The organism is Nocardioides panacis (assembly GCF_019039255.1).
In the GTDB taxonomy this organism is placed as follows: Bacteria; Actinomycetota; Actinomycetes; order Propionibacteriales; family Nocardioidaceae; genus Nocardioides_B; species Nocardioides_B panacis.
Map to the genome: position 1 here is coordinate 3,607,887 of NZ_CP077062.1, position 24,900 is coordinate 3,632,786.

At 73.0% G+C, this 24,900-nt stretch carries 26 protein-coding genes and 1 riboswitch; of the genes, 12 read left to right on the top strand and 14 right to left on the bottom strand.

The genetic code is table 11. The features are described 5' to 3' along the window. Window positions 1–231: 231 nt before the first annotated feature. The 4 genes from KRR39_RS17560 to KRR39_RS17575 are packed head-to-tail and all read right to left on the bottom strand — an operon-like array spanning window position 232 to window position 5,093. Window positions 232–1,320 carry a phosphatase PAP2 family protein gene (locus tag KRR39_RS17560; protein WP_254185229.1) on the bottom strand — a complete coding sequence of 363 codons (1,089 nt, stop codon included), beginning with the start codon at window positions 1,318–1,320 and terminating at the stop codon, window positions 232–234. An 11-nt stretch (window positions 1,321–1,331) separates the two neighbouring features. After that, window positions 1,332–2,345, bottom strand: coding sequence for an ABC transporter ATP-binding protein (locus KRR39_RS17565; protein WP_216938770.1), 1,014 nt, complete (start codon window positions 2,343–2,345; stop codon window positions 1,332–1,334). Between the two features lies 1 nt (window position 2,346). Further along, entirely contained in the window at window positions 2,347–4,011 is a 1,665-nt protein-coding gene (locus KRR39_RS17570; protein WP_216938771.1) for an ABC transporter permease, read from the bottom strand. A gap of 8 nt (window positions 4,012–4,019) precedes the next feature. After that, the gene (locus tag KRR39_RS17575) at window positions 4,020–5,093 is read right to left on the bottom strand and encodes a thiamine ABC transporter substrate-binding protein (protein WP_254185230.1); all 1,074 of its coding nucleotides are present in this window, start codon (window positions 5,091–5,093) and stop codon (window positions 4,020–4,022) included. Window positions 5,094–5,132: 39 nt separating this feature from the next. Further along, a riboswitch (TPP riboswitch) is annotated at window positions 5,133–5,239 on the bottom strand. 38 nt (window positions 5,240–5,277) lie between these two features. Here KRR39_RS17575 and KRR39_RS17580 point away from each other — a divergent pair. The 3 genes from KRR39_RS17580 to KRR39_RS17590 are packed head-to-tail and all read left to right on the top strand — an operon-like array spanning window position 5,278 to window position 7,849. Then, window positions 5,278–5,712 (top strand): alpha/beta hydrolase, encoded by a 435-nt coding sequence (locus KRR39_RS17580; protein ID WP_216938773.1) that lies wholly within the window; start codon window positions 5,278–5,280, stop codon window positions 5,710–5,712. After that, a complete protein-coding gene (locus KRR39_RS17585; RefSeq protein WP_216938774.1) occupies window positions 5,712–6,158 on the top strand; it encodes an alpha/beta hydrolase fold domain-containing protein in 447 nt (148 codons plus the stop codon). Before KRR39_RS17580 ends, KRR39_RS17585 begins: the two co-directional genes overlap by 1 nt. Beyond that, window positions 6,158–7,849 (top strand): phosphatidylglycerol lysyltransferase domain-containing protein, encoded by a 1,692-nt coding sequence (locus tag KRR39_RS17590; RefSeq protein ID WP_216938775.1) that lies wholly within the window; start codon window positions 6,158–6,160, stop codon window positions 7,847–7,849. The genes KRR39_RS17585 and KRR39_RS17590 overlap by 1 nt, the downstream gene beginning before the upstream one ends. A gap of 13 nt (window positions 7,850–7,862) precedes the next feature. Here the strand turns inward: KRR39_RS17590 and KRR39_RS17595 are convergent, their stop codons facing one another. The 4 genes from KRR39_RS17595 to KRR39_RS17610 all read right to left on the bottom strand — a co-directional run bounded on the left by KRR39_RS17595 (window position 7,863) and on the right by KRR39_RS17610 (window position 9,842). Next, complete coding sequence (locus KRR39_RS17595) at window positions 7,863–8,057, bottom strand: HNH endonuclease signature motif containing protein (protein WP_216938776.1); 195 nt, start codon at window positions 8,055–8,057, stop codon at window positions 7,863–7,865. A 400-nt stretch (window positions 8,058–8,457) separates the two neighbouring features. After that, window positions 8,458–8,724, bottom strand: coding sequence for a DUF222 domain-containing protein (locus KRR39_RS26255; RefSeq protein WP_216938777.1), 267 nt, complete (start codon window positions 8,722–8,724; stop codon window positions 8,458–8,460). Continuing rightward, window positions 8,640–9,017 (bottom strand): hypothetical protein, encoded by a 378-nt coding sequence (locus tag KRR39_RS17605; protein WP_216942994.1) that lies wholly within the window; start codon window positions 9,015–9,017, stop codon window positions 8,640–8,642. The genes KRR39_RS26255 and KRR39_RS17605 overlap by 85 nt, the downstream gene beginning before the upstream one ends. A gap of 114 nt (window positions 9,018–9,131) precedes the next feature. Then, window positions 9,132–9,842, bottom strand: coding sequence for a transporter substrate-binding domain-containing protein (locus KRR39_RS17610; RefSeq protein WP_216938778.1), 711 nt, complete (start codon window positions 9,840–9,842; stop codon window positions 9,132–9,134). A 105-nt stretch (window positions 9,843–9,947) separates the two neighbouring features. Here KRR39_RS17610 and KRR39_RS17615 point away from each other — a divergent pair, with 105 nt between their 5' ends. From KRR39_RS17615 to KRR39_RS17635, 5 genes are all read left to right on the top strand, one after another. Further along, window positions 9,948–11,030 (top strand): ferredoxin reductase, encoded by a 1,083-nt coding sequence (locus tag KRR39_RS17615; RefSeq protein WP_216938779.1) that lies wholly within the window; start codon window positions 9,948–9,950, stop codon window positions 11,028–11,030. Window positions 11,031–11,059: 29 nt separating this feature from the next. Beyond that, entirely contained in the window at window positions 11,060–12,256 is a 1,197-nt protein-coding gene (locus tag KRR39_RS17620; protein ID WP_216938780.1) for a fatty acid desaturase family protein, read from the top strand. After that, on the top strand, window positions 12,253–12,690 hold the full coding sequence (locus KRR39_RS17625; RefSeq protein ID WP_216938781.1) for a hypothetical protein: 438 nt from the start codon (window positions 12,253–12,255) through the stop codon (window positions 12,688–12,690). The genes KRR39_RS17620 and KRR39_RS17625 overlap by 4 nt, the downstream gene beginning before the upstream one ends. A gap of 72 nt (window positions 12,691–12,762) precedes the next feature. Then, window positions 12,763–13,191, top strand: a complete 429-nt coding sequence (locus KRR39_RS17630; protein WP_216938782.1) for a GNAT family N-acetyltransferase — start codon at window positions 12,763–12,765, stop codon at window positions 13,189–13,191. A 212-nt stretch (window positions 13,192–13,403) separates the two neighbouring features. After that, on the top strand, window positions 13,404–13,853 hold the full coding sequence (locus tag KRR39_RS17635; protein ID WP_216938783.1) for an iron chaperone: 450 nt from the start codon (window positions 13,404–13,406) through the stop codon (window positions 13,851–13,853). A 16-nt stretch (window positions 13,854–13,869) separates the two neighbouring features. Here KRR39_RS17635 and KRR39_RS17640 read toward each other — a convergent pair whose 3' ends face one another. Next, a complete protein-coding gene (locus KRR39_RS17640) occupies window positions 13,870–15,321 on the bottom strand; it encodes a phospholipase D-like domain-containing protein (RefSeq protein WP_216938784.1) in 1,452 nt (483 codons plus the stop codon). 119 nt (window positions 15,322–15,440) lie between these two features. Further along, window positions 15,441–16,457: an MBL fold metallo-hydrolase gene (locus KRR39_RS17645; protein WP_254185231.1), complete on the bottom strand. Its 1,017-nt coding sequence runs from the start codon at window positions 16,455–16,457 to the stop codon at window positions 15,441–15,443. Window positions 16,458–16,610: 153 nt separating this feature from the next. On the opposite strand from KRR39_RS17645, the gene KRR39_RS17650 reads away from it, so the two are divergent. The 3 genes from KRR39_RS17650 to KRR39_RS17660 all read left to right on the top strand — a co-directional run bounded on the left by KRR39_RS17650 (window position 16,611) and on the right by KRR39_RS17660 (window position 19,534). Next, a complete protein-coding gene (locus tag KRR39_RS17650) occupies window positions 16,611–17,666 on the top strand; it encodes a zinc-dependent alcohol dehydrogenase family protein (protein WP_216938785.1) in 1,056 nt (351 codons plus the stop codon). A 31-nt stretch (window positions 17,667–17,697) separates the two neighbouring features. Next, complete coding sequence (locus tag KRR39_RS17655; protein ID WP_216938786.1) at window positions 17,698–18,282, top strand: hypothetical protein; 585 nt, start codon at window positions 17,698–17,700, stop codon at window positions 18,280–18,282. 118 nt (window positions 18,283–18,400) lie between these two features. Further along, window positions 18,401–19,534, top strand: a complete 1,134-nt coding sequence (locus KRR39_RS17660; RefSeq protein ID WP_436972062.1) for an MFS transporter — start codon at window positions 18,401–18,403, stop codon at window positions 19,532–19,534. Here KRR39_RS17660 and KRR39_RS17665 read toward each other — a convergent pair. Then, on the bottom strand, window positions 19,512–20,396 hold the full coding sequence (locus tag KRR39_RS17665; protein WP_216938788.1) for a DMT family transporter: 885 nt from the start codon (window positions 20,394–20,396) through the stop codon (window positions 19,512–19,514). The two genes, KRR39_RS17660 and KRR39_RS17665, sit on opposite strands and share 23 nt — an antisense overlap. A 55-nt stretch (window positions 20,397–20,451) precedes the next feature. On the opposite strand from KRR39_RS17665, the gene KRR39_RS17670 reads away from it, so the two are divergent. After that, entirely contained in the window at window positions 20,452–21,042 is a 591-nt protein-coding gene (locus KRR39_RS17670; RefSeq protein WP_216938789.1) for a TetR/AcrR family transcriptional regulator, read from the top strand. Here KRR39_RS17670 and KRR39_RS17675 read toward each other — a convergent pair. From KRR39_RS17675 to KRR39_RS17685, 3 genes are all read right to left on the bottom strand, one after another. Beyond that, window positions 21,025–21,345 (bottom strand): helix-turn-helix domain-containing protein, encoded by a 321-nt coding sequence (locus KRR39_RS17675; protein WP_216938790.1) that lies wholly within the window; start codon window positions 21,343–21,345, stop codon window positions 21,025–21,027. The genes KRR39_RS17670 and KRR39_RS17675 overlap by 18 nt on opposite strands. An 85-nt stretch (window positions 21,346–21,430) precedes the next feature. After that, the gene (gene lon / locus KRR39_RS17680) at window positions 21,431–23,755 is read right to left on the bottom strand and encodes an endopeptidase La (RefSeq protein ID WP_216938791.1); all 2,325 of its coding nucleotides are present in this window, start codon (window positions 23,753–23,755) and stop codon (window positions 21,431–21,433) included. Between the two features lie 107 nt (window positions 23,756–23,862). Next, complete coding sequence (locus KRR39_RS17685) at window positions 23,863–24,897, bottom strand: YihY/virulence factor BrkB family protein (protein WP_216938792.1); 1,035 nt, start codon at window positions 24,895–24,897, stop codon at window positions 23,863–23,865. Window positions 24,898–24,900 lie beyond the last annotated feature (3 nt).

Consider the following 24,900-nt stretch of genomic DNA (forward strand, 5'->3'; position numbering starts at 1 on the left):
CGGGGCGTCGGCGGGAGCCCGGGAACGGGCACGAAAAAAGGCCCCGTCCCCTTGGGAGGTGGGGACGGAGCCTTCTTCGGGTCCTGCCCCCTTGGGAGGTCGAAACAGGAACCACTTGCGGGAGATGGTGTGGTCCCCCCCGGACCTCCGCTCCGTGCAGCAACCAGCGTACGACACGGGCGGGTCACAACCCAGGTGCGAAGCGGACTAATCCGGGATGGCCCGGACGGACTACTCGGTGGGGACCGGCGCCCGGTCCTGCTCGTCCTCGTCCTCGTCCAGCACGGGGACGCTGGCGGTGGAGGTCGTCGGGTGCGAGCCGCGGCCGTGCCGCTCGAACTTCTGCCCGGTCGCCAGGCCGCCCAGCCAGACCGAGACGACCGCGATGGCCGCGCCGGCGAGGTCGTCGGCGATGTAGTGCCAGCCGAAGTACAGCGTCGAGACCACGGTCAGCCCGAAGTAGACCCACATCCCCCAACGGATCAGGGCGTGCCGGACCGTGTAGTGGGTGACCAGGGCCAGCGTCAGCACGATGCCGACGTGCAGGGACGCGAAGCCCGCCACGCTCTGGATCGAGTCGGTGGTCAGCGGCGCGTTGAGGACGTCCTGGCGCCCCCACCACAGCGAGTCCTGGAGCGACTTCACCCCGGTCACGTCGAGGTCGGTGTAGAGGAAGGGGAACGCGAAGTTGGGCCCGAGGGTCGGCAGCACGTAGTAGCTGACCGTGCCCAGCGCCCACGCGAGGCACTGCGAGGTGGCGTACCAGTAGCCGTAGCTGATGTTGCGGGACCAGACCAGGAAGACGATCAGCGACGCCGGCGAGATCGGCAGGAACAGCAGGTAGACGGTGGCCAGCACGTGCGCGGCGACGTTCTCGCCGAGCAGGTGGTGCAGCACGATCGCCGGCTCCTGGCCGAACATGATCGCCTTGTCGAAGCTGTGCAGCAGCAGGTCGTGGGTCTTGGAGTCGTTCACGAGCGGCAGGAAGTTCTTGAGGTTCCGGTAGCTCACGTAGGTGACGTAGAAGCTGACCAGGCCGACCACGACCAGCCCGATGCGCTGCCGGGTCCAGTGCTCGTCGATGATGCTCTTCGCGTGCGTGCCGAACGACGACATCCGGCGTCGCGAGCGCCACAGCGACCGGGGCACCACGTCGACGACGAAGGCGCCGACCACCATCATCGGCAGCCGGAACCACGACGGGCCGAGCGATCCGTCGGGGTCCTTGAGACCTTCGCCGAGGGTCAGGCTCGCGACAACGGCGACGACACCCATCATGAGTGCCACGCCCACCAGGAGGCCGTACGCTCGCCGTTTCACAACGACACATCCTAGGTGCTGAGGGCCGGCGGGTCAGATCGGCCGAGCGGCGCGGTCCGCGTGAGATCGACCACCAGCCGCACGTCCTGCCCGACCCCGGGTCCGGGACCGCCCGGGTGCGGCAGGTCCGCGACCGCCGGCAGGTCTCCGACCCCCTCGACGTGCACGGTCAGCCGGACCAGCTCCGGGGTCATCCGCGCCGCGGTGACCCGTCCGAGCAGCGGCCCGTGCGGGACCTCGCGCAGCGCCGACCTGCGCAGCGCGACCGGGGCCGCCGACCCGGTGACGGTGCGGGCCGCGTCCCCCTCGAGGACCGTGGCGTAGCCGAGGAACCGGGCCGCCTCGGCGTCCGCCGGCCGGCGCCAGACCTCCTCGACGGTGCCCGCCTGGACCAGCCGCCCGGCCCGCATCAGCGCCATCCGGTCGGCCACCGCGAACGCCTCCTCCTGGTCGTGGGTGACCAGCAGGGCCGTCGTACCGGCGGTGACCAGGATGTCGCGCAGGTCGTGGGCGAGCCGCTCGCGCAGCCCGCGGTCGAGGGCGGACAGCGGCTCGTCGAGCAGCAGCAGCCGCGGCTCGACCGCCAGCGCGCGGGCCAGGGCGACCCGCTGCCGCTCGCCGCCGGACAGGTGCGTGATGCTGCGGTCGCCGAGCCCGGGCAGGCCGACCAGCTCGAGCAGCTCGGCCACCCGGCGGGCCACCTGGTCCTTGGGGATGCGGCGCAGGCGCAGCGGGTAGCCGACGTTGCCGGCCACGGTCTGGTGCGGGAAGAGCTGGCCGTCCTGGAACATCAGCGCGAAGCCCCGCCGGTGCGTGGGTACGGCGGCCAGGTCCTGCCCGTCGTAGGAGACGCTGCCGGCGTCGAGCGCCTCCAGGCCGGCGACCGCGCGCAGCAGCGTGGACTTCCCGCACCCGGACGGCCCGAGCACCGCCAGCACCTGTCCGGCGGGGAGGTCGAGGCTGACGTCGTCGACGGCGGGGGCGGCGGCGTCGAAGCGCACGGTGAGGTCGCGGACGGTGAGCACGTCAGAACGTTCCCACGGACCCGAGCCGGAACCGCTCGACGGCCGCCATCACCGCGACGGTGACCAGGCCGAGGACCACCGAGGCGGCCAGTGCCATGCCGAAGTTCTGGTCCCCGGGACGCGACACCAGCTGGTAGATCAGCACCGGCAGGGTGGGGTTCTCCGGACGGGCCAGGAAGCTGGTCGCCCCGAACTCGCCGAGCGACACCGCGAACGCGAACCCGGTCGCGGCGAGCAGCGGCCGCCAGAGCACCGGCAGGTCGACGGAGAGCGCCACCCGCAGCGGCGAGGCGCCCAGGGAGGCCGCGGCCTGCCGCTGCCGGGGTTCGAGGGAGCCCAGCACCGGGACCAGCGTCCGGACCACCAGCGGCAGCGCGACCATCGCCTGCGCGATCGGCACCAGCACCGCCGAGCTGCGCAGGTCCAGGGGCGGCCGGTCGAGGGTGACCAGGAACCCGAAACCCAGGGTCACCGCGGAGACCCCGAGCGGCAGCATGAAGACCGAGTCGAGCAGCGCCACCGCCCGTCGTCCGGAGCGGGCCCGCGGCCGGCGGGAGACGGCCAGCGACACCAGGACCCCGAGCAGCATCGCGAGCAGGGTGGCGTCGACCGCGACCCGCCAGGAGCTCGCGAGGGCGGTGGACGCCGGAACCAGCAGCGCGGTGCCCTGGCCGGCGCCGCCACCGGTGCCCGCGAGGTCCCGGTAGTGCCCCAGCCCCCAGGTGTCGCCGACCCGCAGCGAGCGGAGGAGCAGGGTGAGCAGCGGGGCCGCGACGAAGCCGAGGGTCAGCGTGGTGAGCGCGACCACCGGCAGGTCCCGGCGCCGGGGACGGCGGGTGGCGTCGCGCTCGCCGGTGCGCTCCAGGGCGTGCTCGCGGGTGGACCGGGTCCGCTGGGCGCCGTACAGCAGCACGCTGACCACCACGAGCTGGAGAACCGAGAGGGCGGCGGCGCCCTGCAGGTCGAGGAGCTGGGTGGTGAGCAGGTAGATCTCGGTCTCGACGGTCGCGTAGCGCAGGCCGCCCAGCGTGAGCACGACGCCGAACGCCGTCGCGCAGAACAGGAACACCACGCTGGCCGCCGAGACGATGCCCGGCAGCAGGGCGGGCAGCGTGACCGTCCGCAGCACCTGCAGCGGCGAGGCGCCGAGGGCGGCCGCGGCCTCCTCGCGGCGCCGGTCCAGCCCCGCCCACAGCGAGCCGACCGTGCGGACCACGACGGCCAGGTTGAAGAACACCATCGCGGCGATGATCGCGGCCGGGGTGCCGTCGAGCTCCAGCCCGCCGAGCGGCCCCGAGGAGGCGAGCAGCGTCCGGAACGCGACCCCGACCACCACGGTCGGCATCACGAACGGCATCAGCACGAACGCCCGCAGCAGGCCGCGGCCGGGGAAGCGCAGCCGGTAGAGCACGAACGCGACCGGCACGCCGAGCAGCACCGTGACCACGGTCGCCAGGGCGGCCGACCAGACCGTGAACCACAGCACCCGGTGCACGCGCGGCCGGCCGAGCACCTCGAGGACGCCGGCCACGTCGAGGTGCCCGTCCGGCGCGAAGCCGCGACCGACGATGCCCGCGACGGGCAGCACGAAGAACACCGCGAGGAACGCCAGCGGCAGGGCCGCCAGCGCGACGACCCCGGCCCCTGCTCCCGCCCGCCTGCTCATCGTTCGGCTCACCGGGTGGTGACGTCGCTCCACTCCCGCAGCCAGGTGTCGCGGTTCTTGGCGACCTCCGCGGGAGCGACGGTGAACGGCTTCGGGGCGACCTCGGCGTACCTCGCCCAGTCCGCGGGCAGCGTCGCCTGCCGGTCGACGGGGAACACGTACATGTTCTCGGGCAGCGCCTCCTGGAAGGACTTCTGCTCCATGAAGTCGATGAACGCCCGGGCGCCCTCCGGGTTCTTCGCGCCGGCCAGCACGCCGGCGTACTCCACCTGCCGGAAGCAGGTGTCCAGCAGCGCGCTGGTGGTCGGCTTCGTAGCGCCCTTCGGGATCGTGAACGGCGGCGAGGAGGCGTAGGACAGCACGATCGGCCGGTCCCCGCCCCCGCCGCCCGCGGTGAAGTCGACCTCGTAGGCGTCCGACCAGCCGGAGGTGATCTTGGTGCCGTTGCCCATCAGCCTCGTCCAGTACGACGGCCAGGCGTCGCCGTACCTCGCCACGGTGGCCAGCAGGAACGCCAGCCCCGGCGAGGAGCTCGACGCCCCCGGGGTCACGAAGAGGTCCTTGTACGCCGGCCGGGTCAGGTCGTCCAGCGACGCGGGCGGGGTGAGGTGGTGCTTCGCGAACCAGGTGTCGTCGACGTTGACGCACACGTCGCCGAAGTCGACCGGGGTCAGCCGCGCGGCCTCCCGGGCGTCGGGGAGCGCGTAGTCCGCGACGGAGCCCGGCAGGTCCTTCGGCGTGTAGTCGGCCAGGATCCCCTCGTCGACCGCCCGCGAGGCGAAGGTGTTGTCGATGCCGTAGGTCATGTCCGCGATCGGGGAGCCCTTGGTCAGCACCAGCTTGTTGGTGAGCTGGCCGGCGTCGCCGTTGGGCTCGATCTTGACGGTGTAGCCGGTCTTCGCGGTGAACTGCTTCAAGACGTCCTTGGACATCGCCCAGGAGTCGTGGGTGGCGACCACGACGGTCCTGCCCGCGCCGGAGCCGGTCGACTCCGCCGTCGTACCCCCGCCCACGGAGCAGGCGGTCGCAGAGGTCAGCGCCAGCGCCAGCCCTGCCGTGGTCAGTGCGCGCAGAGCGTGCATGGGTGTCATCTCCCGTTCGTTCTGGGAGGGAACCGCGTGTGCGGTCGAGACTCGACTTCCTTCGCCGGTGCTAACCGAATCAGGTTCGAGGGTCAGCGGGCCATCCCGCACTCTCAGCGCCCGGTGGCGCTCCCCTGTCGTTCCCCGCCGACACTACACGCGCCGGCCTCGGTAGCCTCCGGTCGTGCCCAGTCCCCAGCACCAGCTCCTGACCCGCGTGATCCCGGTGATCCGCCGTCGCAGCGAGGTGCTCGATCCCGAGCAGGTCCGCCGCGACGTGCTGGCCCGTCAGGCGCAGGCGGACCCGTCACCCCCGCGACGGGTGGCCCGCGCGTTCACCGTGCGCCGCACCGAGCGGTCCGGGCTGCCGGTCTTCGAGCTCGCCCCGCGCGGCGCAGACCCGGTCCGGACCGTGCTCTACCTGCACGGCGGCGGGTTCGTCAGCGGACTGGACCACTTCCACTGGCGGTACGCCGCCCGGCTGGCCCGCGGCCTCGGGGTGCGCGTCGTGCTGCCGGCCTACCCCCTGACCCCGACCCACACCTGGCGCGACGCGCTCCCCGGCTCGTCGACCTGTTCGAGCAGCTCGCGGTCGAGTCGCCGCAGGGCGTCGTGGTGATGGGCGACTCCGCCGGTGGTGGGCTCGCGGTCGGTCTGGTCCAGCAGGTCGTGCGCCGCTCCGGCCCGCAGCCGACCCACCTGGTGGCGTTCGCCCCCTGGGTCGACCTGACCGGCGAGACCCCCGGCACCGCGGAGGCCGCGGCCGACGACCCGTGGCTGACCCTGGGCAAGCTGCGGCTCTACGGCACCTGGTGGGGCGCGGGCGACCCGCCGGCCCCCGAGGCCAGCCCGCTGACCGGCGACCTGTCGGGGCTGCCCCCGACGCTGGTGCTGTGCGGCACCCGCGACCTGCTGGTGCCGCAGGCCCGCGCGCTGGTGCGGGCCGCCCAGCAGGTCGGCAGCCCGGTGACGTACGTCGAGGAGCCCGGGCTGCTGCACGTCTACCCGCTGCTCCCGATCCCGGAGGCCCGGCGGGCGTGGCGCCAGGTGCGGGCGTTCCTCTGATGTGGCGCCGTCTCTGGACGACCGTGCGCACCCCGTCCTGGGTCGCCCGGATCGTCGGCCTGGTCGGCGCGGTCACCGTGGTCAGCGCGGTGCTCCCCGGCTTCCGGGACCGCACCCGGATCATCTACGAGCTGGTGCCGGACGCGTTCCCGGCGGCCGCCACGACCGGCGCGGCCGCCGTGGGCCTGGTGCTGGTCGTGCTGTCCCGCGCCCTGCGCCGCGGCAAGGCCCGGGCCTGGCTGCTGGCCACCGTGCTGGCCGCCGTCGCCGCGCTGCTGCACCTGCTCAAGGGCCTCGACGTCGAGGAGGCCGTCCTCTCGCTCGCCCTGGTGGTGCTGCTGCTCGGCGCCCGCGGCAACTTCACCGCCAAGCCGGACCCCCGGTCGCTGAGCCGGACCGTGGCGGTGCTCGTGATCGGGCCGCTCGTCGCGACGGTCCTCGGCTGGCTGTGGCTGGCGATCGACGCGGACGGCCAGGTCCCGGGGACCGGCACCCCGGCCCGGTTCGCGCACGCGTTCCTCGGCCTGTTCGGGATCACCGGGCCGGTGCGGTTCATCGACCAGCGCGACGGTCAGCGGGCCGCGGTCGCACTGGTGGTGCTCGGGGCGTCGGTGCTGCTGGTCGCGTTCCTGGTCGCCCTCGCCCCGGCGGACGGCCCGCACGGCCTGAACGCGGAGGAGGACGGGCGGCTGCGGGCGCTGCTCGACTCGTGGGGCTCCATCGACTCGCTGTCGTACTTCGCGCTGCGCAACGACCGGTCGGTGATCTTCTCCCCCTCCGGCAAGGCCGCGATCACCTACCGCGTGGTCGGCACCGTCTCCCTGGCGGCCGGCGACCCGCTCGGCGACCCCGAGGCGTGGCCCGGTGCCATCGCGGAGTGGCTGGCCGAGGCCCGCTCGTTCGGCTGGGTGCCGGCCGTGCTGGCCGCGAGCGAGCGCGGCGCCGAGGCGTTCCACCGGGCCGGGATGGACGCCCTCGAGCTCGGCGACGAGGCGATCCTGCACGTCGGGGAGTTCTCGCTGGAGGGCCGCTCGATGCGCGGGGTCCGGCAGGCGGTGTCCCGCTGCGAGCGGGCCGGCCTGCAGGTGACCTGCGCCCGGGTGGCCGACCTCGATGACGAGACCCTGGAGTGCGTCCGGACGCACGCCGACCAGTGGCGCGACGGCGCGGTGGAGCGCGGGTTCTCGATGGCGCTGGGCCGCTTCGGCGAGCGCGCCGACGGGCAGGCGGTGGTGGCGCTGTGCCGGGACGGTGCGGGCGAGCTGCGCGGGCTGCTGCACTTCGTGCCGTGGGGCGCCGACGGGCTGTCGCTGGACCTGATGCGCCGCGACCGGGAGTCCGAGAACGGCATCGTCGAGCAGATGGTCGCCGGCCTGATGGCCGAGACGGCCGCCCTCGGCGTACGTCGCGTGTCGCTGAACTTCGCGGTGTTCCGCAGCGTGTTCGCCCGCGGGGAGCGGCTCGGCGCCGGACCGGTGCTGCGGGTGTGGCGCGCGGTGCTGCTGTGGGCGTCGCGGTTCTGGCAGATCGAGTCGCTCTACCGGGCGAACGCGAAGTACCAGCCCGAGTGGGTGCCGCGGTTCGTCTGCTTCCGGTCGTCGGCCGACCTGCCGCGGGTCAGCGTCGCGGCCCTGCGCGCGGAGGCCTTCCTGGTCGCGCCGTCCTGGGTGCAGCGGTTCGTGCGCTCCTGAGCCCGCGGTCCCCTCACCGTCGTCGGTGGTAGCGGACCTCGCCGGTGGGGAGGTGGCTGAGGTCGAAGCGAGGGTCGTGGGCGCGGCGGTGGTGGAACCCGCAGAGCGGGACGCCGTTGTCGAGGTCGGTGCCGCCACCGTGGCCCCGCGGCTGGGCGTGGTGGACGTCGCACCAGGCGAAGGGACGCTCGCAGCCTTCGCGGCACACGTGTGGTGGATGACCGACAGGGCTCGGCGCTGCGCGGTGGAGTGCAGTCGGCGCTCCCGCCCGAGGTCGAGCACCTGGTAGGCGCTACCCAGGACGACCGGCAGGAGGCCGGCGTTGCAGGCCGGCCGGCGAGCCTCGCCTGCCGAGAGGTGCACGCCGGTGTCCAGCCGGGCCGACGCGAGCCCGTCGAGCAGGCGCTGGTGGTCGACGTGCACCAACAGCGTCAGCGCGTTGCGGGTGAAGCCACCCGCGATCCCGTCGGCGCTGGTCGGGAGATGCTCGATGAGCTCGGTGAACCCGTGCCCCAGCCTCTCCGACCCGTTGCGCCCGGGTCGATGGGCGACAGCCTCGTGGCGGACGGGCTCGCCGGCCCTGTTGCGGGACAGCTGCGCCGGGGGGGTCAGCACCCTCGCTTCGTGCGCGTCGGCCAGCTCCCGGGTGACCACCTCGAGCATCCGCCGACGGCCTGCCTCAACCGCTTGGCGTTCGCCCCCGCGACCGCCTCGGCCACGAGCCCTGCCTCCGCAGCCCGCCGCTGCGCGTCGCTCACGTCGACCGGGAGCAGGTCCGCGGACCGCACGATCACCGCGACCTGGTCCTGGTTGACCGCACCGGCGGCGAACGCGTCCCGGGTCGCGTGGTAGGTCTCCTCCAGCCGCCGCGCCACCGGACCAGGTTGGCCGTCTCCGCCCGGTTGGCCCCCGTCAGCCGGGCCGCCCACGCATCCGTGCCGGTCACCCCGAGCGACTGCGCCACCTTCCGGGCGTCGGCTTCCGCCAACAACGACAGCCGCAGCGCCGCTGCCTGCCCCTCCAGCGCAGCCGCACCGACGAGGGCGTCGGTCAGCTCGTCCACGTCCAGTCCCGCGACCGGGACCGCGGCGGCCGCGCGCATCGCCGCCCGCGCCGAGGGCACCGCGTCGCGGACCCGGCCACCGGGATGAAGCTGAGCGACTGACATGCCCTCAGCCAACCGGTGACCACCGACAGGACCGCCGCCACATCTCGACTCGTGAGACACTAATCGAAACTTCTTTCGAGAGCCCGTCGACGCAGTCACGCCTCCCGGCAGTCGCTAGGCCGGCGGGGCGACGGTCGCGCCGGGCTGCCCGGAGCGCGCGAGCGAGTCGGTGACGAAACCACTCGCCTTCAGCTCCTCCACGACGTCCCGCAGGAACGCCACGGCGCCGGGAGTCCTGTCGACCGACGTACCCACTGCCTGCTCGATCTGCATGAAGCGCTCCTCGACCACCCGGACCTCGGGATGGTCGGCGGCGTAGGCGGTCATCGGCTGGCGGATGCCGGCACCGGCCTCCAGGCCCTGCTCGCGGAACACGTCGACGCCCTCGGCCCCGCGGACCACGGTCGCGTGACGCAGCGTGCGCGTGAGGAACAGGTCGTAGGCCGAGCCCTGCTTGACGCCGACGCGCACGCCGGGCCGGTCGACGTCCGCCGGCGTGGTGAGGTGCGAGTCCGCCGGGACGACGTACACGCCCTCGATCACGACGTACGGCGCGGTGAACGCCACCTCCTCGGCGCGTGCGGGGTCCACGGCGAGGAAGCAGAGGTCTGCCCGGCCGTCGGTCATCGCCGCCAGCGACGCGCGGGCCGCGTCGAAGCAGACCAGCTCCAACGGCACGCCCAGGCGGCCGGCGACCTCGCGCGCCAGGTCGACGGTGACGCCCGACGGCTGCTCCGGGGTGCCCTGGGCCAGCACCGGGTTGCCGAGGTTGATCGCGGCGCGCAGCACGCCGGTGGGCACGAGGTCGGCGGAGAGGTCGCTCATGCCGTGGATCGTACGAACCGGGGCTTCCCAGCAACTGTAACTCTGAGTTACAGTTTCTCGGACGACGACGACCGCTCCGACCACCACGGACAGGGGGGAGCCCGGATGGCCCGGTTCGACTGGCAGCTCGACTGGCAACGTGTCCGGGACGTCGCGAGCCGGCTCACCACCCCGCTGCACCCCGACGACTACCTGTCGATGATCAACCCGCTGTGGTCGACCCGCGAGCTGCGCGGGCGGGTGGAGGAGGTCGTGCCGGAGACCGACGACGCCGCGACCCTGACGATCCGCCCCGGCTGGGGCTGGTCGTTCGACCACCGGGCCGGGCAGTACATCGGCATCGGCGTGGAGCTCGACGGCCGGTTCCACTGGCGGTCCTACTCACTGAGCTCGGCCCCGCGCCACGACCGGGGCACCGTCACGATCACCGTCCGGGCGATGCCCGAGGGTTTCCTGTCCGACCACCTGGTGCGGGGCCTCGCGCCGGGCACCATCGTGCGGCTCGCCGCACCGGCCGGGGAGTTCACGCTCCCCGACCCGCCGCCCGCCCGGACGCTGTTCCTGGTCGGCGGCAGCGGCATCACCCCGGTGATGTCGATGCTGCGCACGCTCGACCGGCGGGGCACCATGCCGGACGCGCTGCTGGTCTACTCCTCGCCCAACCAGGACCGGATGATCTTCCGCGAGGAGCTCCGCCGGCTGCACGAGAAGCACCCGACCCTGCGGGTGATCGAGCGGTTCACCGAGAGCGAGGGGCTGTTCGCGCTCGACGAGCTGGACACGGTGTGCCCGGACTGGCGCGACCGGAGCACCTGGGCGTGCGGCCCGGCGGCGATGCTGGACGCCGCGGAGGCGCACTGGCAGCGGGCCGGGTGCGAGGACCTGCTGCACCTGGAGCGGTTCTCCCTGGACTTCGGCGACAGCGATGCCGAGGGCGGCGTGATCACGTTCGCCAACTCCGGCAAGCAGGTCGAGGTGGACGGCGCGACAACGCTTCTGGAGGCCGGCGAGCAGGCCGGCGTGGGCATGCCCTACGGCTGCCGGATCGGGATCTGCCACACCTGCACGCTCACGCTCGCCTCCGGGCGGATCAAGGACCTGCGCACCGGCGAGGAGCACTTCGAGCCGAACGAGTCCGTCCAGACCTGCGTCACCGCCGCGTGCGGCGACATCACCCTGAACATCTGACGAGCAACCCACGACCTGAGGAGAAGCCCATGGCGATCTCGGACGTCACGGAGTACACCCACCTGTCCCCCGAGCAGGTCGACGAGCTCGGCCGCGAGCTCGACGAGATCCGCGCGGAGATCGAGGCGTCGCGCGGCGCCGCCGACGCGGCGTACATCAACCGCGTCATCACCGTCCAGCGACGGCTCGCCGCCGCGGGCCGGATCACGCTGTTCGCGAGCCGGTACAAGCCGGCGTTCGTCGCCGGCACCGCGATGCTCGGGGTCGCCAAGATCCTGGAGAACATGGAGATCGGGCACAACGTCATGCACGGCCAGTGGGACTGGATGAACGACCCGGAGATCCACTCCAGCACCTGGGAGTGGGACACCGCGCAGCCCGCCGAGCAGTGGAAGCACTCGCACAACTACGTGCACCACCAGTTCACCAACGTGCTCGGCCACGACAACGACATCGGGTACGGCGTGCTGCGGATGGCGCGCGAGCAGCGCTGGCACCCGGTCAACCTCGGTCAGCCGGTCTACAACACCCTGCTCGCGCTGCTGTTCCAGTGGGGCGTCGCGCTGCACGACCTGGACCTCGAGGCGATCCGCAAGAAGCGCAAGGATCCCGAGGAGATGAAGCGGCAGCTCAGGCAGATCGGCCGGAAGGTCCGCCGGCAGTTCGCCAAGGACTACGTCGTCTACCCGCTGCTGTCCGGCCCGAACGCGCTGACCACCCTGAAGGCCAACGCAACGGCCAACGTGATGCGCAACGTGTGGTCCTACCTGATCATCTTCTGCGGGCACTTCCCGGACGGCGCGATGCACTTCACCGAGGAGGAGATCGAGGACGAGACCCGTCCCGAGTGGTACCTCCGGCAGATGCTCGGCTCCGCGAACTTCCAGGGCGGCCGGCTGCTGCACGTGCTGTCCGGCAACCTGGGGTTCCAGATCGAGCACCACCTGTTCCCCGACCTGCCGAGCAACCGGTACGCCGAGATCTCCGTGCGGGTCCGGGACCTCTGCCGCCGGTACGGCATCCCCTACACGACCGGCCCGCTGCACCGCCAGTACGGCCAGGTGCTGCGCACCATCCACAAGCTCGCGCTGCCCAACGGGATGACCACCGACGACACCCCGACCCCGCCGCCCAGCCCGATCGAGCGCGGCCGCCGGCTGACCGACGCCGAGCGGCCCACCCGCCGCCTGGAGACCGGCGGCTGGTCGACCCGCCGGTCGGCATGACGGTGCCCCCGCTCCCCCGCGCCCTGGCCGAGCGGCCCCGGGACGCGACGTACGACGTCCCGGTGCCGTTCGCGTGCGGCGACGACGCGCTCGGCGCGCCGCTGAAGAGGCGGGTGCTGCAGTGCGCGCTGAGCCGGGTCTGCGGGCTGTGCGGGCGGTCGCTGTCGTGGGGCGTGACGTTCGTGGGCTCTCCGGCCGAGGGCGAGGCCGGCGCGTTCCTCTTCCCGCCCTCGCACCGGGAGTGCGCGGAGGCAGCCCTGCTGCTCTACCCGCGGCTGGGCGTGCCGGTGCTCGGTCAGGACGCGCCGCTCGCGGAGTGGGCGGTGCTGGTGACCGGTGGCTTCGAGCTGGTCCGCCCGGCGTCCCGCCAGGGAGACATGCGGGTGCGGTTCACCGCGAACTCGGTGAGCGAGCGGCGGACCGTGGCGGTCTAGGCTCGCCGGCGTGACGACTGCACAGACCCCGGTCCACGACCAGGTCCCCACCGTGCGGCTGGAGGCGGGGTCGTGACCGAGGTCCGGGTCGCGGCGTTCGACGAGCTGGACGCACGCACGGCGTACCTGCTGTGGCAGCTGCGCGAGTCGGTCTTCGTGGTGGAGCAGGAGTGCCCCTACGCCGAGCTGGACGGGCGGGACCTCGAGCCCGGCACCCGGCACGTCTGGGCCGCCGACGCGAGCGGTCCGATCGGCTACCTGCGGGTGCTGGACGACGGCGACCACGCGCGGATCGGGCGGGTGCTCGTGGCCCGCCCGCACCGCGGTCACGGGCTCTCGTCGGAGCTGATGCGTGCCGCGCTGGACCTGGTCGGCGACCGGCCGTCGGTGCTGGACGCCCAGTCGCCGCTGGCCGGGTGGTACGAGACGTTCGGCTACCGCCCGGACGGCGACGAGTTCGTCGAGGACGGCATCCCGCACGTCCCGATGCGCCGCGGCTGACGCGCTCACGCGGCGAGCACCAGGGCGGCGAAGGCCTGCTCGCACCGAGATGCCCCCTCGTCGAGAAGGGTCCGGATGTTCGCACGTGCGGGCATGGTGTCGACCGACCCATCCGAGCAGGAATCGAGAAGCACGACCCCGGACGGCGCGCCTAACGTCGTCTGCGAGGGGCCGGCGCGGCGCCGGCCCCCGGATGACGGAAGGACCCGAGCATGTCCACGAAGAGTGCAGGCACCCGGCCGGACGGCTTCACCGCCGAGGAACGTGCCGCGATGAAGGAGCGCGCCGCCGAGCTGCGGGCCGAGGGCCGGAAGGGCGCGAAGAAGGCCGACGGCCTGGAGGCGCTGCTCGAGCGGATCGCGCAGATGGCTCCGGACGACCGGGCCCTCGCCGAGCGCGTCCACGTGGCGATCACCGCGACGGCACCCGGCCTGACCCCGAAGACCTGGTACGGGATGCCGGCCTACGCGAACGCCGACGGCAAGATCGTGGTGTTCTTCCAGGACGCGGGAAAGTTCGGCTACCGGTATTCCACCCTGGGGTTCCAGGACGCTGCGCACCTCGACGACGGCGACGTCTGGCCGGTGGCGTACGCCCTCCAGCAGTGGACCCCGGCCGTGGAGAAGCAGGTCGTCGAGCTGGTGCGGGCCGCGACCTCCTGACCGCGGCCGGCACCCGTCAGCGCAGGATCCGCACCTTGCGGGGCGCGGAGACCGCGGCGCCGGCGACCAACGTCGGCGAGCTGGTCGCGGCGGTGACGGTGCGGAACTGCCACACCCCGAGCTTCCCGGTCGGGACCTTGATCTTGTAGCTGCTGGTCCCCAGGGGGCTGGTGGCCGAGACGGTGTGCCAGGTCCCGTTGCGGTAGAGCCGCTGGATCTTCACGACCCGCCCGGCGTAGTCCTGGCTCATGGTTCCGGTCATGTACACCGGCCGGAGACGGTGCACGCGGGTCTTGCTGACGTGGCTGGTCAGGTAGGTGTTGTGCTGGACCGGGGCCGGCGTCGGGGGGACCGGCGGGACGACCGGCGGCAGGCCCGCGGTGATCAGCGCGTCGTAGAAGCCGAGGTACTGGTTGTAGGAGGCCAGGTCGTCGCCGACCTCGACCGCGGTGTCCTCGTTGCGGAACGACTGGTTGGTCCAGTTGTCCGACCCGGTCCAGATGCGGACGTGCGGGCCGGTCGCGTCCAGGTAGGAGGCCAGCATCAGCTTGGTGTGGATGCGCTTCTTGTTCGTGAAGACGCCGGGGTACATCGGGATCCCGGCCCGGGTCAGGATGCCCTTCACCCCGGGGCCGACGGACTCGCCGACGACGGCGCTCACGGTCGCGCCGGCCGCCTTCTTCGCGGCGAGCGCGTTGGCGATCCAGATGCCGCGCGTGTCGTACCAGGCGAACTGGGCGACGCGGATGTTCGTGTTCGCGTCCGAGGGCAGCGCGTTGATCCGGGTGACGACCGGGTCGGTCTCGGCGGTGGCGGTCGGGTCCGGGAAGAAGTAGCCGAATCCGTTCGTCCAGGCCCGGGTGACGTACGGGTCCGCGAGCGCGACGTCGAACTTCTGGCGGCTCTGGATCGAGGCGAAGGCGTCGTACACGTCCTGGCGGTTCGTGTAGGTGAACATGTCGGAGTACTGGACCTCCGTGCCGTACCCGGTCAGGTTCGTGGACCCGACCATGGTCACGTAGGGGGTCTGCCCGACCTTGGAGAACGACCAGGACTTCTGGTGGGTGACGCCCCGGGTGCCGCGTGCCGACCCCTTGGTCAGCACCAGGTAGTCGCGCCGGGTCGGGTCGGACCCGAGCGCGGCGTCGAGGCGCTTGGACGGCGACCAGGCCCGCGAGTGGCCGTCCAGGACGATCTGCAGGTGCACCCCGCGCCTCTTGGCGGCGAGCAGCGCGTCGGCGACCCTGCCCAGGGAGAACGAGTAGCCGACGATCCGGATCGTGCCGTTGCGCGGCGTGTGCTTGATGTTGTCCATCAGCCGGGTCAGGATCTCGTTCGACGCGGCGGTCGGATCACCGAAGACGGGTCCGGCGATCGGCGTGAAGTTGTCGACGGCGGCGGCGGCGGGGGCTTGCAGACCCGTCAGCGCGGTCGCGCTCAGGGCCATCGCGGTGAGCGTGGCGGCCATGGTGCGAAGGGGCGAGAACGGCATCAGCAAGGGTCCCTGTCCGAGAGGGGAAAAACGAGCCAGGTCAACGTACCTGGTCCCGGACCCCCCAGTCCCAGTTTCCCCAGAGAAAGTCCAGGTCAGCGCGGCGCGTAGGCGTTGACCCCGCCGTCGTCCGTGCTCGTGATCGAGCCCCGGGCGGCCAGCAGCTCCAGGTGCGCCATCGTCTCCATCGAGGCGAGGGCGGAGTTGAACACGTCGAGCTCGTCGAGGTGCCGCTCGTGGCGGGTCCAGGGCAGGTCGCCCGCGACGGCGTACGCCGTGGTCCGGCCGGCGAGCACGGAGGCGAGGCAGAGCGCGAGCCGCTCGTCGTGGTGGGCGACCAGCTCGTCGATGCGCGTGTGGCTGGACGCTGTCACGTCGCCGTGCGCGGGGAGCAGCCGCAGGTCCGGCATGGCGCGGACCTTGGCGAGGGAGCCCAGGAAGTCGCCGAGCGGCTGGTCGGCGTACGCCGGCTCGAACCCGATCGACGGGGTGATGGTCGGCAGCACGTGGTCGCCGGCGAACAGCAGGCCGGCCGCGAGGTCGGCGAACACGAAGTGGCCCTGGGTGTGGCCCGGCGTCGAGACCGCGTCGATCGTGCGGGTGCCGACCGTCAGCTGATGGTCGCCGTCGAGCCAGGTGTCGGGGTACTCCCACATCGACGGGTCGGGCACCTGGCCGCCCATCGCCTCCTGCCAGCCCGCTGCGACCTCCGCGGCACCCGCGCGCCGGATCTGCGCGAGGGTGGGGTCGGACCCGGACCCGCCGCGCACGACGTCCAGGTTGCCCCGGTCGCCGAGGCCGAGGCTCACGTGCGACCCGACCTCACGGCGGATCGTCACGGCCTGGGTGTAGTGGTCGCGGTGCGCGTGGGTGACCAGGAAGCGGGTGATGTCGGAGACCGTCCGGCCGATCGACGCGAGCGACTCGTCGAGCTGCTTGCGGGACGCGTCGAGCGCCCAGCCGCCGTCGACGAGGGTGAGCCCGTCCTCGGTCTCGATCGCGTAGACGTTCACCGCGCGCAGCCCGTCCATCGGGAGCGGCAGCGGGATCCGGTGGATGCCGTCGGCGACGGGATGGGCGCCGGGCTCGGTCCAGTGGGGTGCGTCGGTCACCCCCGGAGTCTCTCAGGGTGCGCGGGACCTAGGTCCCCCGCATCGGGGCGCTAAGACCGCTGCCCCGGCCGGGGCGGCCCGGAAACGCTGGAGGAGCGGTGGGCGCGGACCGGCCGATGCCGCCGCGACCTGCTGGCTTCCGAGGAGGACGACATGTTGGCACTCGTGTACGACGGACCCGGTTCGCGCGTCTGGAAGGAGGTCCCGGACCCGGTGGTCCAGGACCCGGGCGACGCCGTGGTGCGGGTGGACGCGACCACGATCTGCGGCACGGACCTGCACATCCTCAAGGGCGACGTACCCACCGTCGACCGGGGCCGGGTGCTCGGGCACGAGGCCGTGGGCACGGTGGTCGCGACCGGCGCGGGCGTGCGTGGCGTCGCCGAGGGCGACCGGGTGCTGGTCTCCTGCATCACCTCCTGCGCGCGCTGCCGCTACTGCCGCGAGGGCCGCTACGGGCAGTGCCTGAGCGGGGGCGGCTGGATCCTGGGCCACCGCATCGACGGGACGCAGGCGGAGCAGGTCCGGATCCCCTACGCCGACACCTCGCTGCACCGGCTCCCCGACCAGGTCAGCGACGAGGCGGCGGTGCTGCTCTCGGACATCCTGCCCACCTCCTTCGAGGTCGGCGTGCTGGCGGGCACCGTGCGGCCCGCGGACACCGTGGTGATCGTGGGCGCCGGCCCGATCGGGCTGGCCGCGGTGCTGACCTCCCGGCTCTACAGCCCGACCCACGTCGTGGTGGTGGACCCCGTCGGGGCGCGGCGCGACGCCGCCAAGCAGATGGGCGCCGACCTCGCCCTCAGCCCCACGGACGACGTGCTCGCCGCGGTGCAGGACCTCACGGCGGGGCTGGGGGCGGACGTGGTCGTCGAGGCGGTCGGGGTGCCGGAGACCTTCGAGCTCTGCACCACCCTGGTGCGGCCCGGCGGTCACGTCGCGAACGTCGGCGTGCACGGCGTCCCGGCGACCCTGCACCTGGAGGACCTGTGGATCAAGGACGTCACGATCACCACCGGGCTCGTCGACACCCGGACCACCCCGCAGCTGCTCGGCATGCTCGCGGCCGGCCAGATCGACGTCTCCGGGCTGGTCACCCACCGGTTCGGCCTCGCCGAGATGCAGGACGCCTACGACGTGTTCTCGCGGGCCGGCGAGACCGGCGCGCTGAAGGTCGCGCTGTTCGGCGACCACGCCCGGATGCCCTGACCGGTGCCGGCCGGCGAGCAAGAATGAGCGGGTGCTGACTGACGAGCAGATCGCGACGATGTCGCCGGCCGAGCGACACGACCTGATCCGGCGGCTGGTCCGCCCGGTCGACGACCTCGTGCCGTCGCGCCGGTGGCTGCGGCGCACCCGGGAGCTGCGGATCCTGCTCCTGGTGGTCAGCGCCGCCGCGCTGGTGCCGTGGATCGTCTACCTGGCGGTGTCCCTGCCGCCGCGGTACGTCGCACACAACTGGGACGTCACCTGGGTGGGGTTCGACGTGCTGCTGCTGGTACTGATGGTCGCCACCGCGGTGCTCGGCTACCTGCGCCGGCAGATGCTGGTGCTCACCGCCTTCGCGACCGGGGTCCTGCTGGTCTGCGACGCGTGGTTCGACGTGCTGACCGCGCACGGCGACGACCAGGTCTGGTCGCTGGCCACCGCGCTCCTCGTCGAGCTGCCGCTCGCCGCGGTGCTCATCACCGGGTCGATGCAGATCCTGCGGCTGGTCGCGGCCCGGCTCTGGGCGCTGGACGACGGCGCGCACGCCTGGCAGGTGCAGATCCCGCTGCCCAGCGACGCCGACCGGGCGGTGGGCCGGCCGGCCCGCGTCAGATGAGCCACATCTCGTTGGAGGAACCAGGCACCGGCTCGTAGCGTGGGGCCCGATGAAGAGCCAGGGCACGGTCGAGGGTCTGACCTCCGGGAGCAGCGAGCTGCGGCGGCTCAACGTCGCGATGCTGTTCGCCGCGCTGGCCGCCTTCGGCCTGCTCTACTCCACGCAGGCGCTGCTGCCCGCGATCGGCGCCGACTTCGGGGTCGGTCCGACCGCCGCCAGCCTCACCGTGTCCGCCGCGACCGGCGCCCTGGCGCTGGCGATCCTGCCGCTGTCCTCGCTGGCCGAGTCCGTCGGCCGGGTCGCGGTGATGCGCGCCGGGCTGCTGGTCGCCTGCCTGTTCACGTTCGTGGCCGCCGCGGCGCCGTACTTCTGGATGCTGCTGCTCTCCCGCGGGCTCGTCGGGGTGGCGCTCGCCGCGGTCGTGGCGGTCGCGGTCGCGCACCTCGGCGACGAGGTGCACCCCGCCGAGCTGGGCACCGCGATCGGCGTCTACGTCGCGGGCAACACCCTCGGCGGCATCTCCGGGCGGCTGATCCCGGGCCTGGTCGAGGAGAGCAGCTCGTGGCGGGCCGCGATCGGGCTGCTCGGCGTGGTCGCGCTGCTCGCCGCGCTGGCGTTCACCCGGCTGCTCCCCGCCGCCCGTCGTACGTCGACCACGTCGGCCGGGCCGCGTGACCACGTCGGCGCCCTGCGGGAGCTGGTGCGGGACCGCGACATCCTGCGGCTGTGCCTGCTCGCGTTCCTGCTGATGGGCGGCTTCGTCGCCTGCTACAACTACCTGACCTTCCGGCTGGAGGCCGCACCGCTCGGGATGTCCACGACCGTCACGTCGCTGCTGTTCCTGGCCTACCTCGCGGGCACCGTCAGCTCCCCGCTGGCCGGCCGGCTCTCGGACCGGTTCGGGCGGCGCCGGCTCGCGCTGGCGGGGATCGTGGTGTCGCTGGCCGGGCTGGCGCTGACGCTCCCGGACCACCTCGCGTCCATCACCGCCGGGCTGCTGGTGTTCACCGCCGGCTTCTTCGCGACCCACTCGGTCGCCAGCTCGTGGGTGTCCTCGCTGGCGGCCGGCCGCCGGGGCCAGGCGGCGGCGATGTACCTGCTGGCCTACTACCTCGGCTCCAGCGCGTTCGGCGCGCTGATCGGGCTGGCCTACCAGTACGACGGGTGGCCGGCCGCCGCCGCGTCGATCGGCACGCTGTTCGTGCTCGGCGGCCTGACGGTGCTCGGGATCAGGCCCGGGCGCCGCGCGTGACCGGCCGGCCCGACCGCCGTACGACGAGGTAGACGGCCAGCGCGCAGACGACCGCGCCGGGCAGCGCGAGCAGCGCCGGCCGGGTGCCGAACATCAGGAACGCCCACAGGGCGGTGGTCGGCGGGGTGAGGAACAGCAGCGTGCTGACCCGGGTCGCGCCGCTGCGCCGCAGCACCAGCAGGTAGGAGCCGTAGCCGCCGAAGGTCGACAGCGCGACCACCCACAGCACCGCCCACCAGAACCGCGGGTCCGCGGGCGGCGTCAGGTGCCGGTCCGCGGTGGCCACCAGCAGGAAGAACACCGCGGCGGTGAGCGTCTGCACGGTCAGCGACTCCAGCAGCGAGACCGGCAGCCGGAGCCGCCGCTCGAGCAGGGTGCCGGAGGCGAGCGCCAGCATCCCGCCGACCACCAGCGCGTAGCCGAGCAGCGGGGCGCCCGCACCGAGGTCGCCGGCCACGACGAGCGCGACGCCGACCACGCCGAGCACCAGGCCGACCCGCTGCCGGACGCTGGTCCGCTCGCCGAGCAGCGGCCCGGCCACCACCGCGACGAGCAGCGGCTGCAGGGCGGCGACCAGGGCGGCGGTGCCGGGCGGGACGCCGAGGCCGACGCCGGTGACCACGCCGCCGAGGTAGAGGCACTGGCAGAGCAGACCGACCAGCGCCAGCCGCGGCCAGGTACGACGGTCGGGGCGGATCCCGCGGACCGCGGCCCAGGCCCCGACGAGCAGCGCCGCCGCGAGGTAGCGCCAGCCCAGCAGGGTGTCCGACGGGGCGGTGCGGGTGCCGAGCTCGGCCCCGATGAACCCGGAGCTCCACATCACCACGAGCAGGGTCGCGGGCAGCCAGTCGGAACGTCTCACCCGAACAGGGTAACCATACCGGTAGGTATACTCGCAGTGGACTCCAGGAGGCGAGATGACCGCACTGCCCGTCGCGACCACCGTGGACGACGTGACGACCCCCGCCGGCGCGCGGCTCCTCGACACCGCCAGCCGGCTCTTCTACGAGCGCGGCATCCGGGGCGTCGGCGTCGAGCTGATCGCCGAGGAGGCGGGCACCACCAAGAAGACGCTCTACGACCGCTTCGGCTCCAAGGACGGCCTGGTGGTCCTCTACCTCCGGCGCCGCGCCGCGCACTGGCAGCGGCGTGCCCTGGCCCACCTGGCCGAGCACCCCGAGCCCGGACCGGAGCGGATCCTCTCGGTCTTCGACGCCCTCGAGGGCTGGCTGGACCGGCAGGAGCGCGGCTGCGCCTTCGTCAACGCCTACGCCGAGGTGGGCGGCACCGACCACCCCGCGCTCCCGCTGATCCGGGCCGAGAAGGCCTGGATGCGCGAGCTGTTCACCGTCCTGGCGGAGGAGGCCGGCTGCCCGGGCAGCGACCGGCTCGGGGCGCAGCTGCACCTGCTCTACGAGGGTGCGGTGGTCGCGCTGACGGCCGGGGACGAGCCGGACGCCGTCCGGCACGCGCGCGCCGCGGCGGAGCGCCTACTCCGGACGGACTGACGCCCGCTCGTCGATCTCGTGGCGTCGCATCAGCGGCACCCCGGACGTGTGCCGGACGTGCGACAGCGCCCCGCGGTCCACCAGGGACCGGACCACGACCGGCGACAGTCGCAGGATGCGGGCCGCCTGGGTCACGGTGACCCAGTAGGACCGCGGGTCGCGGGCGTGCCGCCGTACGTCGTAGTGGACGGCGGCCACCGCCTCGACCTCGCCGGGCGTGACCCGGCGCCCCTCCAGCAGGCGGGCTGCCTCGTCGGGCGTGCAGCCGAGGACGTTGACCGGGTCGAACACGAGCTCGTTCATGGAAGCTCCCGAGAGACGACGCTGCGCCAACCCTCTTCTCGAGTCGTGCTCCGAGGGTAGGCGCAGCGTCGCGGTTGGTAAAGACTCAGGCAGCGACCGTTCCGGCCGGCGCGGCACTCCCCAGGGCTCCGGCGACGACGTCGAGCACGTCGCCGACCAGGTGCACGGTGACCGCGTCCCGGACCTCGGCGGGTACGTCGTCCAGGTCCGCCTCGTTGCGCTGGGGCAGGAACACCTCGGTCAGGCCGGCCCGCTGGGCAGCGAGGAGCTTCTGCTTCACGCCGCCGATCGGGAGCACCCGGCCGTTCAGCGTGACCTCGCCGGTCATCCCGACCTCGCCGCGGACCGGTCGCCCGGTCGCCAGCGACACCAGGGCGGTGACCATCGTGACGCCCGCGCTCGGTCCGTCCTTCGGGACGGCGCCCGCGGGGACGTGCACGTGGATGTTCCGGTCCAGGACCGTCGGGTCGACGCCCAGGGCGTCGGCGTGCGAGCGGACGAAGGACAGCGCGATCTGCGCGGACTCCTTCATCACGTCGCCGAGCTGGCCGGTCAGCGTCAGCCGGGGCTCACCGGCCGACGAGGACGCCTCGATGTAGAGCACGTCACCGCCCATGCCGGTGACGGCCAGGCCCGTGGCCACACCCGGCACCGAGGTGCGCTCGTGCGACTCCGGGGTGAACCGCGGCCGCCCGAGCAGCTGCTTGAGGTCCGGCTCGTCGATCGCGATCGCGCCGGGCTCCACGGCCAGCCGGGTCGCCGCCTTGCGCAGCGCCTTGGCGATCAGCCGCTCCATCTGCCGCACGCCCGCCTCGCGGGTGTAGCTGGCCGCGAGCTCGCGCAGCGCGGCGTCGCTGACGGTGACCTCGTCCTCGGTCAGCGCCGCCCGCTCCAGCTGCCGGGGCAGCAGGAAGTCCCGGGCGATGGCGACCTTGTCGTCCTCGGTGTAGCCGTCGAGCGTCACCATCTCCATCCGGTCCAGCAGGGCCGAGGGGATCTGGTCGACGACGTTGGCGGTCGCGATGAACAGCACGTCGGACAGGTCCAGGTCGAGCTCGAGGTAGTGGTCGCGGAACGTGTGGTTCTGCGCGGGGTCGAGCACCTCGAGCAGCGCGGCCGCCGGGTCGCCGCGGTAGTCCGCGCCGACCTTGTCGACCTCGTCGAGCAGCACGACCGGGTTCATCGAGCCGGCCTCCTTGATCGCCCGCACGATGCGGCCGGGCAGGGCCCCGACGTACGTCCGCCGGTGGCCGCGGATCTCGGCCTCGTCGCGGACACCGCCCAGGGCGACCCGGACGAACTTGCGGCCGAGCGCCCGCGCGACGCTCTCGCCGAGCGAGGTCTTGCCGACGCCGGGAGGGCCGGCGAGCAGCACCACGGCCCCCGAGCCGCGGCCGCCGACGACCTGCAGGCCGCGGTCGGCGCGACGGGCCCGGACCGCGAGGTACTCCACGATCCGCTCCTTGACCTCGTCGAGGCCGTGGTGGTCGGCGTCGAGCACCGCGCGGGCGGCGGCGATGTCGTCCACGTCCTCGGTGGTGACGGCCCAGGGCAGCTCCAGGACGGTGTCCAGCCAGGTGCGGATCCAGGCGGTCTCGGGGCTCTGGTCGCTGGAGCGCTCGAGCTTGTCGACCTCGCGCAGCAGCGCGGCGCGCACGGCGTCGGGGACGTCGGCGGCCTCCACGCGGGCGCGGTAGTCGTCGGAGCCCTCGGGCTCGCCCTCGCCGAGCTCCTTGCGGATCGCGGCGAGCTGCTGACGCAGCAGGAACTCCCGCTGGCTCTTCTCCATGCCCTCGCGGACGTCCTCACCGATCTTGTCGGTGATCTCCTGCTCGGCGAGGTGCTCGCGGGTCCACTCGATGAGCACGGTCAGCCGGTCCGCGACGTCGGGCGTCTCGAGCAGTCGGCGCTTGCGGTCGTCGCTGAGGTACGGCGCGTAGCCGGCCGCGTCCGCGATGGCCGACGGGTCGGTCATCCGATTGACGGAGTCGATGACCTGCCAGGCCTCGCGGCGCTGCAGGACGGCCACCACGAGCCGCTTGTACTCCTCGGCGAGCTCGCGGGCGTGGTCGGAGACGTGCTCCGGGTCGTAGGGGACGGTCTCGACCTCGACCCAGAGGGCCGCGCCGGGACCGGTGACGCCGCTGCCGATGCGGGCGCGCTCCTCGGCCTTGAGGACGGCGGCTGCGGCTCCCCCACTGAACCGGCCGACGCGCTCGACGCTGGCGATGACGCCGTACGACGCGTAGCGGTCCTCGAGACGGGGGGCGACCAGCAGCCGGCCGTCGCTGCTGGAGCGGGCGGCGTCGATGGCGGCCTGGGAGGACTCGTCGAGCTCGATCGGCACGACCATGCCGGGAAGCACGACGAGGTCGGTGACGAACAGGACGGGGAGTGACGTGGAGGACATCAAGGTCCCACCTTTCCGGACTTGAGCGGTACCGACTCAACTCCGGTGCCCGGGCGGCTGTTCCGCCGTTCTCCCAGGGCGAACAAGCCGCCCCTCCCTACTCCTCCCTACTCCTCCCGGTGCTTCGCGGGCTCCCCGTGGCCCTCCCGCAGCTCACGGCCGCGCGCGACGTCGGCGGCCTCCTTCTTCTCCTGCTTCTCGATCGTGCGGGTGTCGCGCGGCGGCAGCTGCAGGGTCTCCTCGGCCGGCAGGCCGGCCTGCAGCTCCCGGCCGCGCTCGAGCTCGGAGTCCAGCTCGGCGCCGAAGAGCAGCGCGAGGTTGGTGATCCACAGCCAGAGCAGGAAGACCACGACGCCGGCCAGCGCGCCGTACGTCTTGTTGTAGGAGGAGAAGGTGGCGACGTACACGCCGAACAGCGCCGAGGCGACGACCCAGACCACGATCGCGAGCAGGGCGCCCACGCTGATCCAGCGGAACTTCGGCTGCTTCACGTTGGGCGTGGCCCAGTAGAGGACGGCCACGACGAGCACCACGACCAGCAGGATCACCGGCCACTTGGCGATGTTCCACACGGTGACCGCGGTCGACCCGATGCCCAGGGCGTTGCCGACCGCGTCGGCGGCCGGTCCGGTGACGACCAGCGCGAGGGCGACGGCAGCGACCAGCACCAGGGAGACGAGGGTGACCAGCAGCATCACCGGGCGGAGCTTCCAGAACGGGCGGCCCTCGCGGATCTCGTACATCCGGTTCATCGCCCGGCCGAACGACCCGACGTAGCCCGAGGCCGACCACAGCGCGGTGAGCAGGCCGACCACGAAGGCGATCCCGGCGGCCTGCGGCTGGGTGGCCATGTCGGTGAGGGGCTGCTCGATGCTGGACACCATCGAGCCGGCGCCCACCTGCTTGGCGATGCCGAGCAGCGTCGTGACGGTCTGCTTGGGGTCGCTGACCAGGCCGACCAGCGAGAGCAGCGCGATCATCGCCGGGAACAGCGCCAGCACCGCGTAGTAGGTCAGCGCGGCGGCCAGGTCGGTGCACTGGTCGGCGGAGAACTCGCGCGCGGTCTTGCGCAGCACGTAGACCCAGGAGGGCTTGGTCAGGTCGGTCGGGGATTCCGGCTCGGCGTCCGCGGTGTGGCTCATGGG

Excerpts from the sequence above, each read along its gene's own strand:
- KRR39_RS17570 (WP_216938771.1), bottom strand. The coding sequence starts at position 4,011 with ATGAGCAGGCGGGCGGGAGCAGGGGCCGGGGTCGTCGCGCTGGCGGCC.
- KRR39_RS17575 (WP_254185230.1), bottom strand. The coding sequence starts at position 5,093 with ATGCACGCTCTGCGCGCACTGACCACGGCAGGGCTGGCGCTGGCGCTG.
- KRR39_RS17585 (WP_216938774.1), top strand. The coding sequence starts at position 5,712 with ATGGGCGACTCCGCCGGTGGTGGGCTCGCGGTCGGTCTGGTCCAGCAG.
- KRR39_RS17590 (WP_216938775.1), top strand. The coding sequence starts at position 6,158 with ATGTGGCGCCGTCTCTGGACGACCGTGCGCACCCCGTCCTGGGTCGCC.
- KRR39_RS17605 (WP_216942994.1), bottom strand. The coding sequence starts at position 9,017 with ATGTCAGTCGCTCAGCTTCATCCCGGTGGCCGGGTCCGCGACGCGGTG.
- KRR39_RS17610 (WP_216938778.1), bottom strand. The coding sequence starts at position 9,842 with ATGAGCGACCTCTCCGCCGACCTCGTGCCCACCGGCGTGCTGCGCGCC.
- KRR39_RS17615 (WP_216938779.1), top strand. The coding sequence starts at position 9,948 with ATGGCCCGGTTCGACTGGCAGCTCGACTGGCAACGTGTCCGGGACGTC.
- KRR39_RS17620 (WP_216938780.1), top strand. The coding sequence starts at position 11,060 with ATGGCGATCTCGGACGTCACGGAGTACACCCACCTGTCCCCCGAGCAG.
- KRR39_RS17625 (WP_216938781.1), top strand. The coding sequence starts at position 12,253 with ATGACGGTGCCCCCGCTCCCCCGCGCCCTGGCCGAGCGGCCCCGGGAC.
- KRR39_RS17635 (WP_216938783.1), top strand. The coding sequence starts at position 13,404 with ATGTCCACGAAGAGTGCAGGCACCCGGCCGGACGGCTTCACCGCCGAG.
- KRR39_RS17640 (WP_216938784.1), bottom strand. The coding sequence starts at position 15,321 with ATGGCCGCCACGCTCACCGCGATGGCCCTGAGCGCGACCGCGCTGACG.
- KRR39_RS17650 (WP_216938785.1), top strand. The coding sequence starts at position 16,611 with ATGTTGGCACTCGTGTACGACGGACCCGGTTCGCGCGTCTGGAAGGAG.
- KRR39_RS17660 (WP_436972062.1), top strand. The coding sequence starts at position 18,401 with ATGCTGTTCGCCGCGCTGGCCGCCTTCGGCCTGCTCTACTCCACGCAG.
- KRR39_RS17670 (WP_216938789.1), top strand. The coding sequence starts at position 20,452 with ATGACCGCACTGCCCGTCGCGACCACCGTGGACGACGTGACGACCCCC.
- KRR39_RS17675 (WP_216938790.1), bottom strand. The coding sequence starts at position 21,345 with ATGAACGAGCTCGTGTTCGACCCGGTCAACGTCCTCGGCTGCACGCCC.
- lon (WP_216938791.1), bottom strand. The coding sequence starts at position 23,755 with ATGTCCTCCACGTCACTCCCCGTCCTGTTCGTCACCGACCTCGTCGTG.
- KRR39_RS17685 (WP_216938792.1), bottom strand. The coding sequence starts at position 24,897 with ATGAGCCACACCGCGGACGCCGAGCCGGAATCCCCGACCGACCTGACC.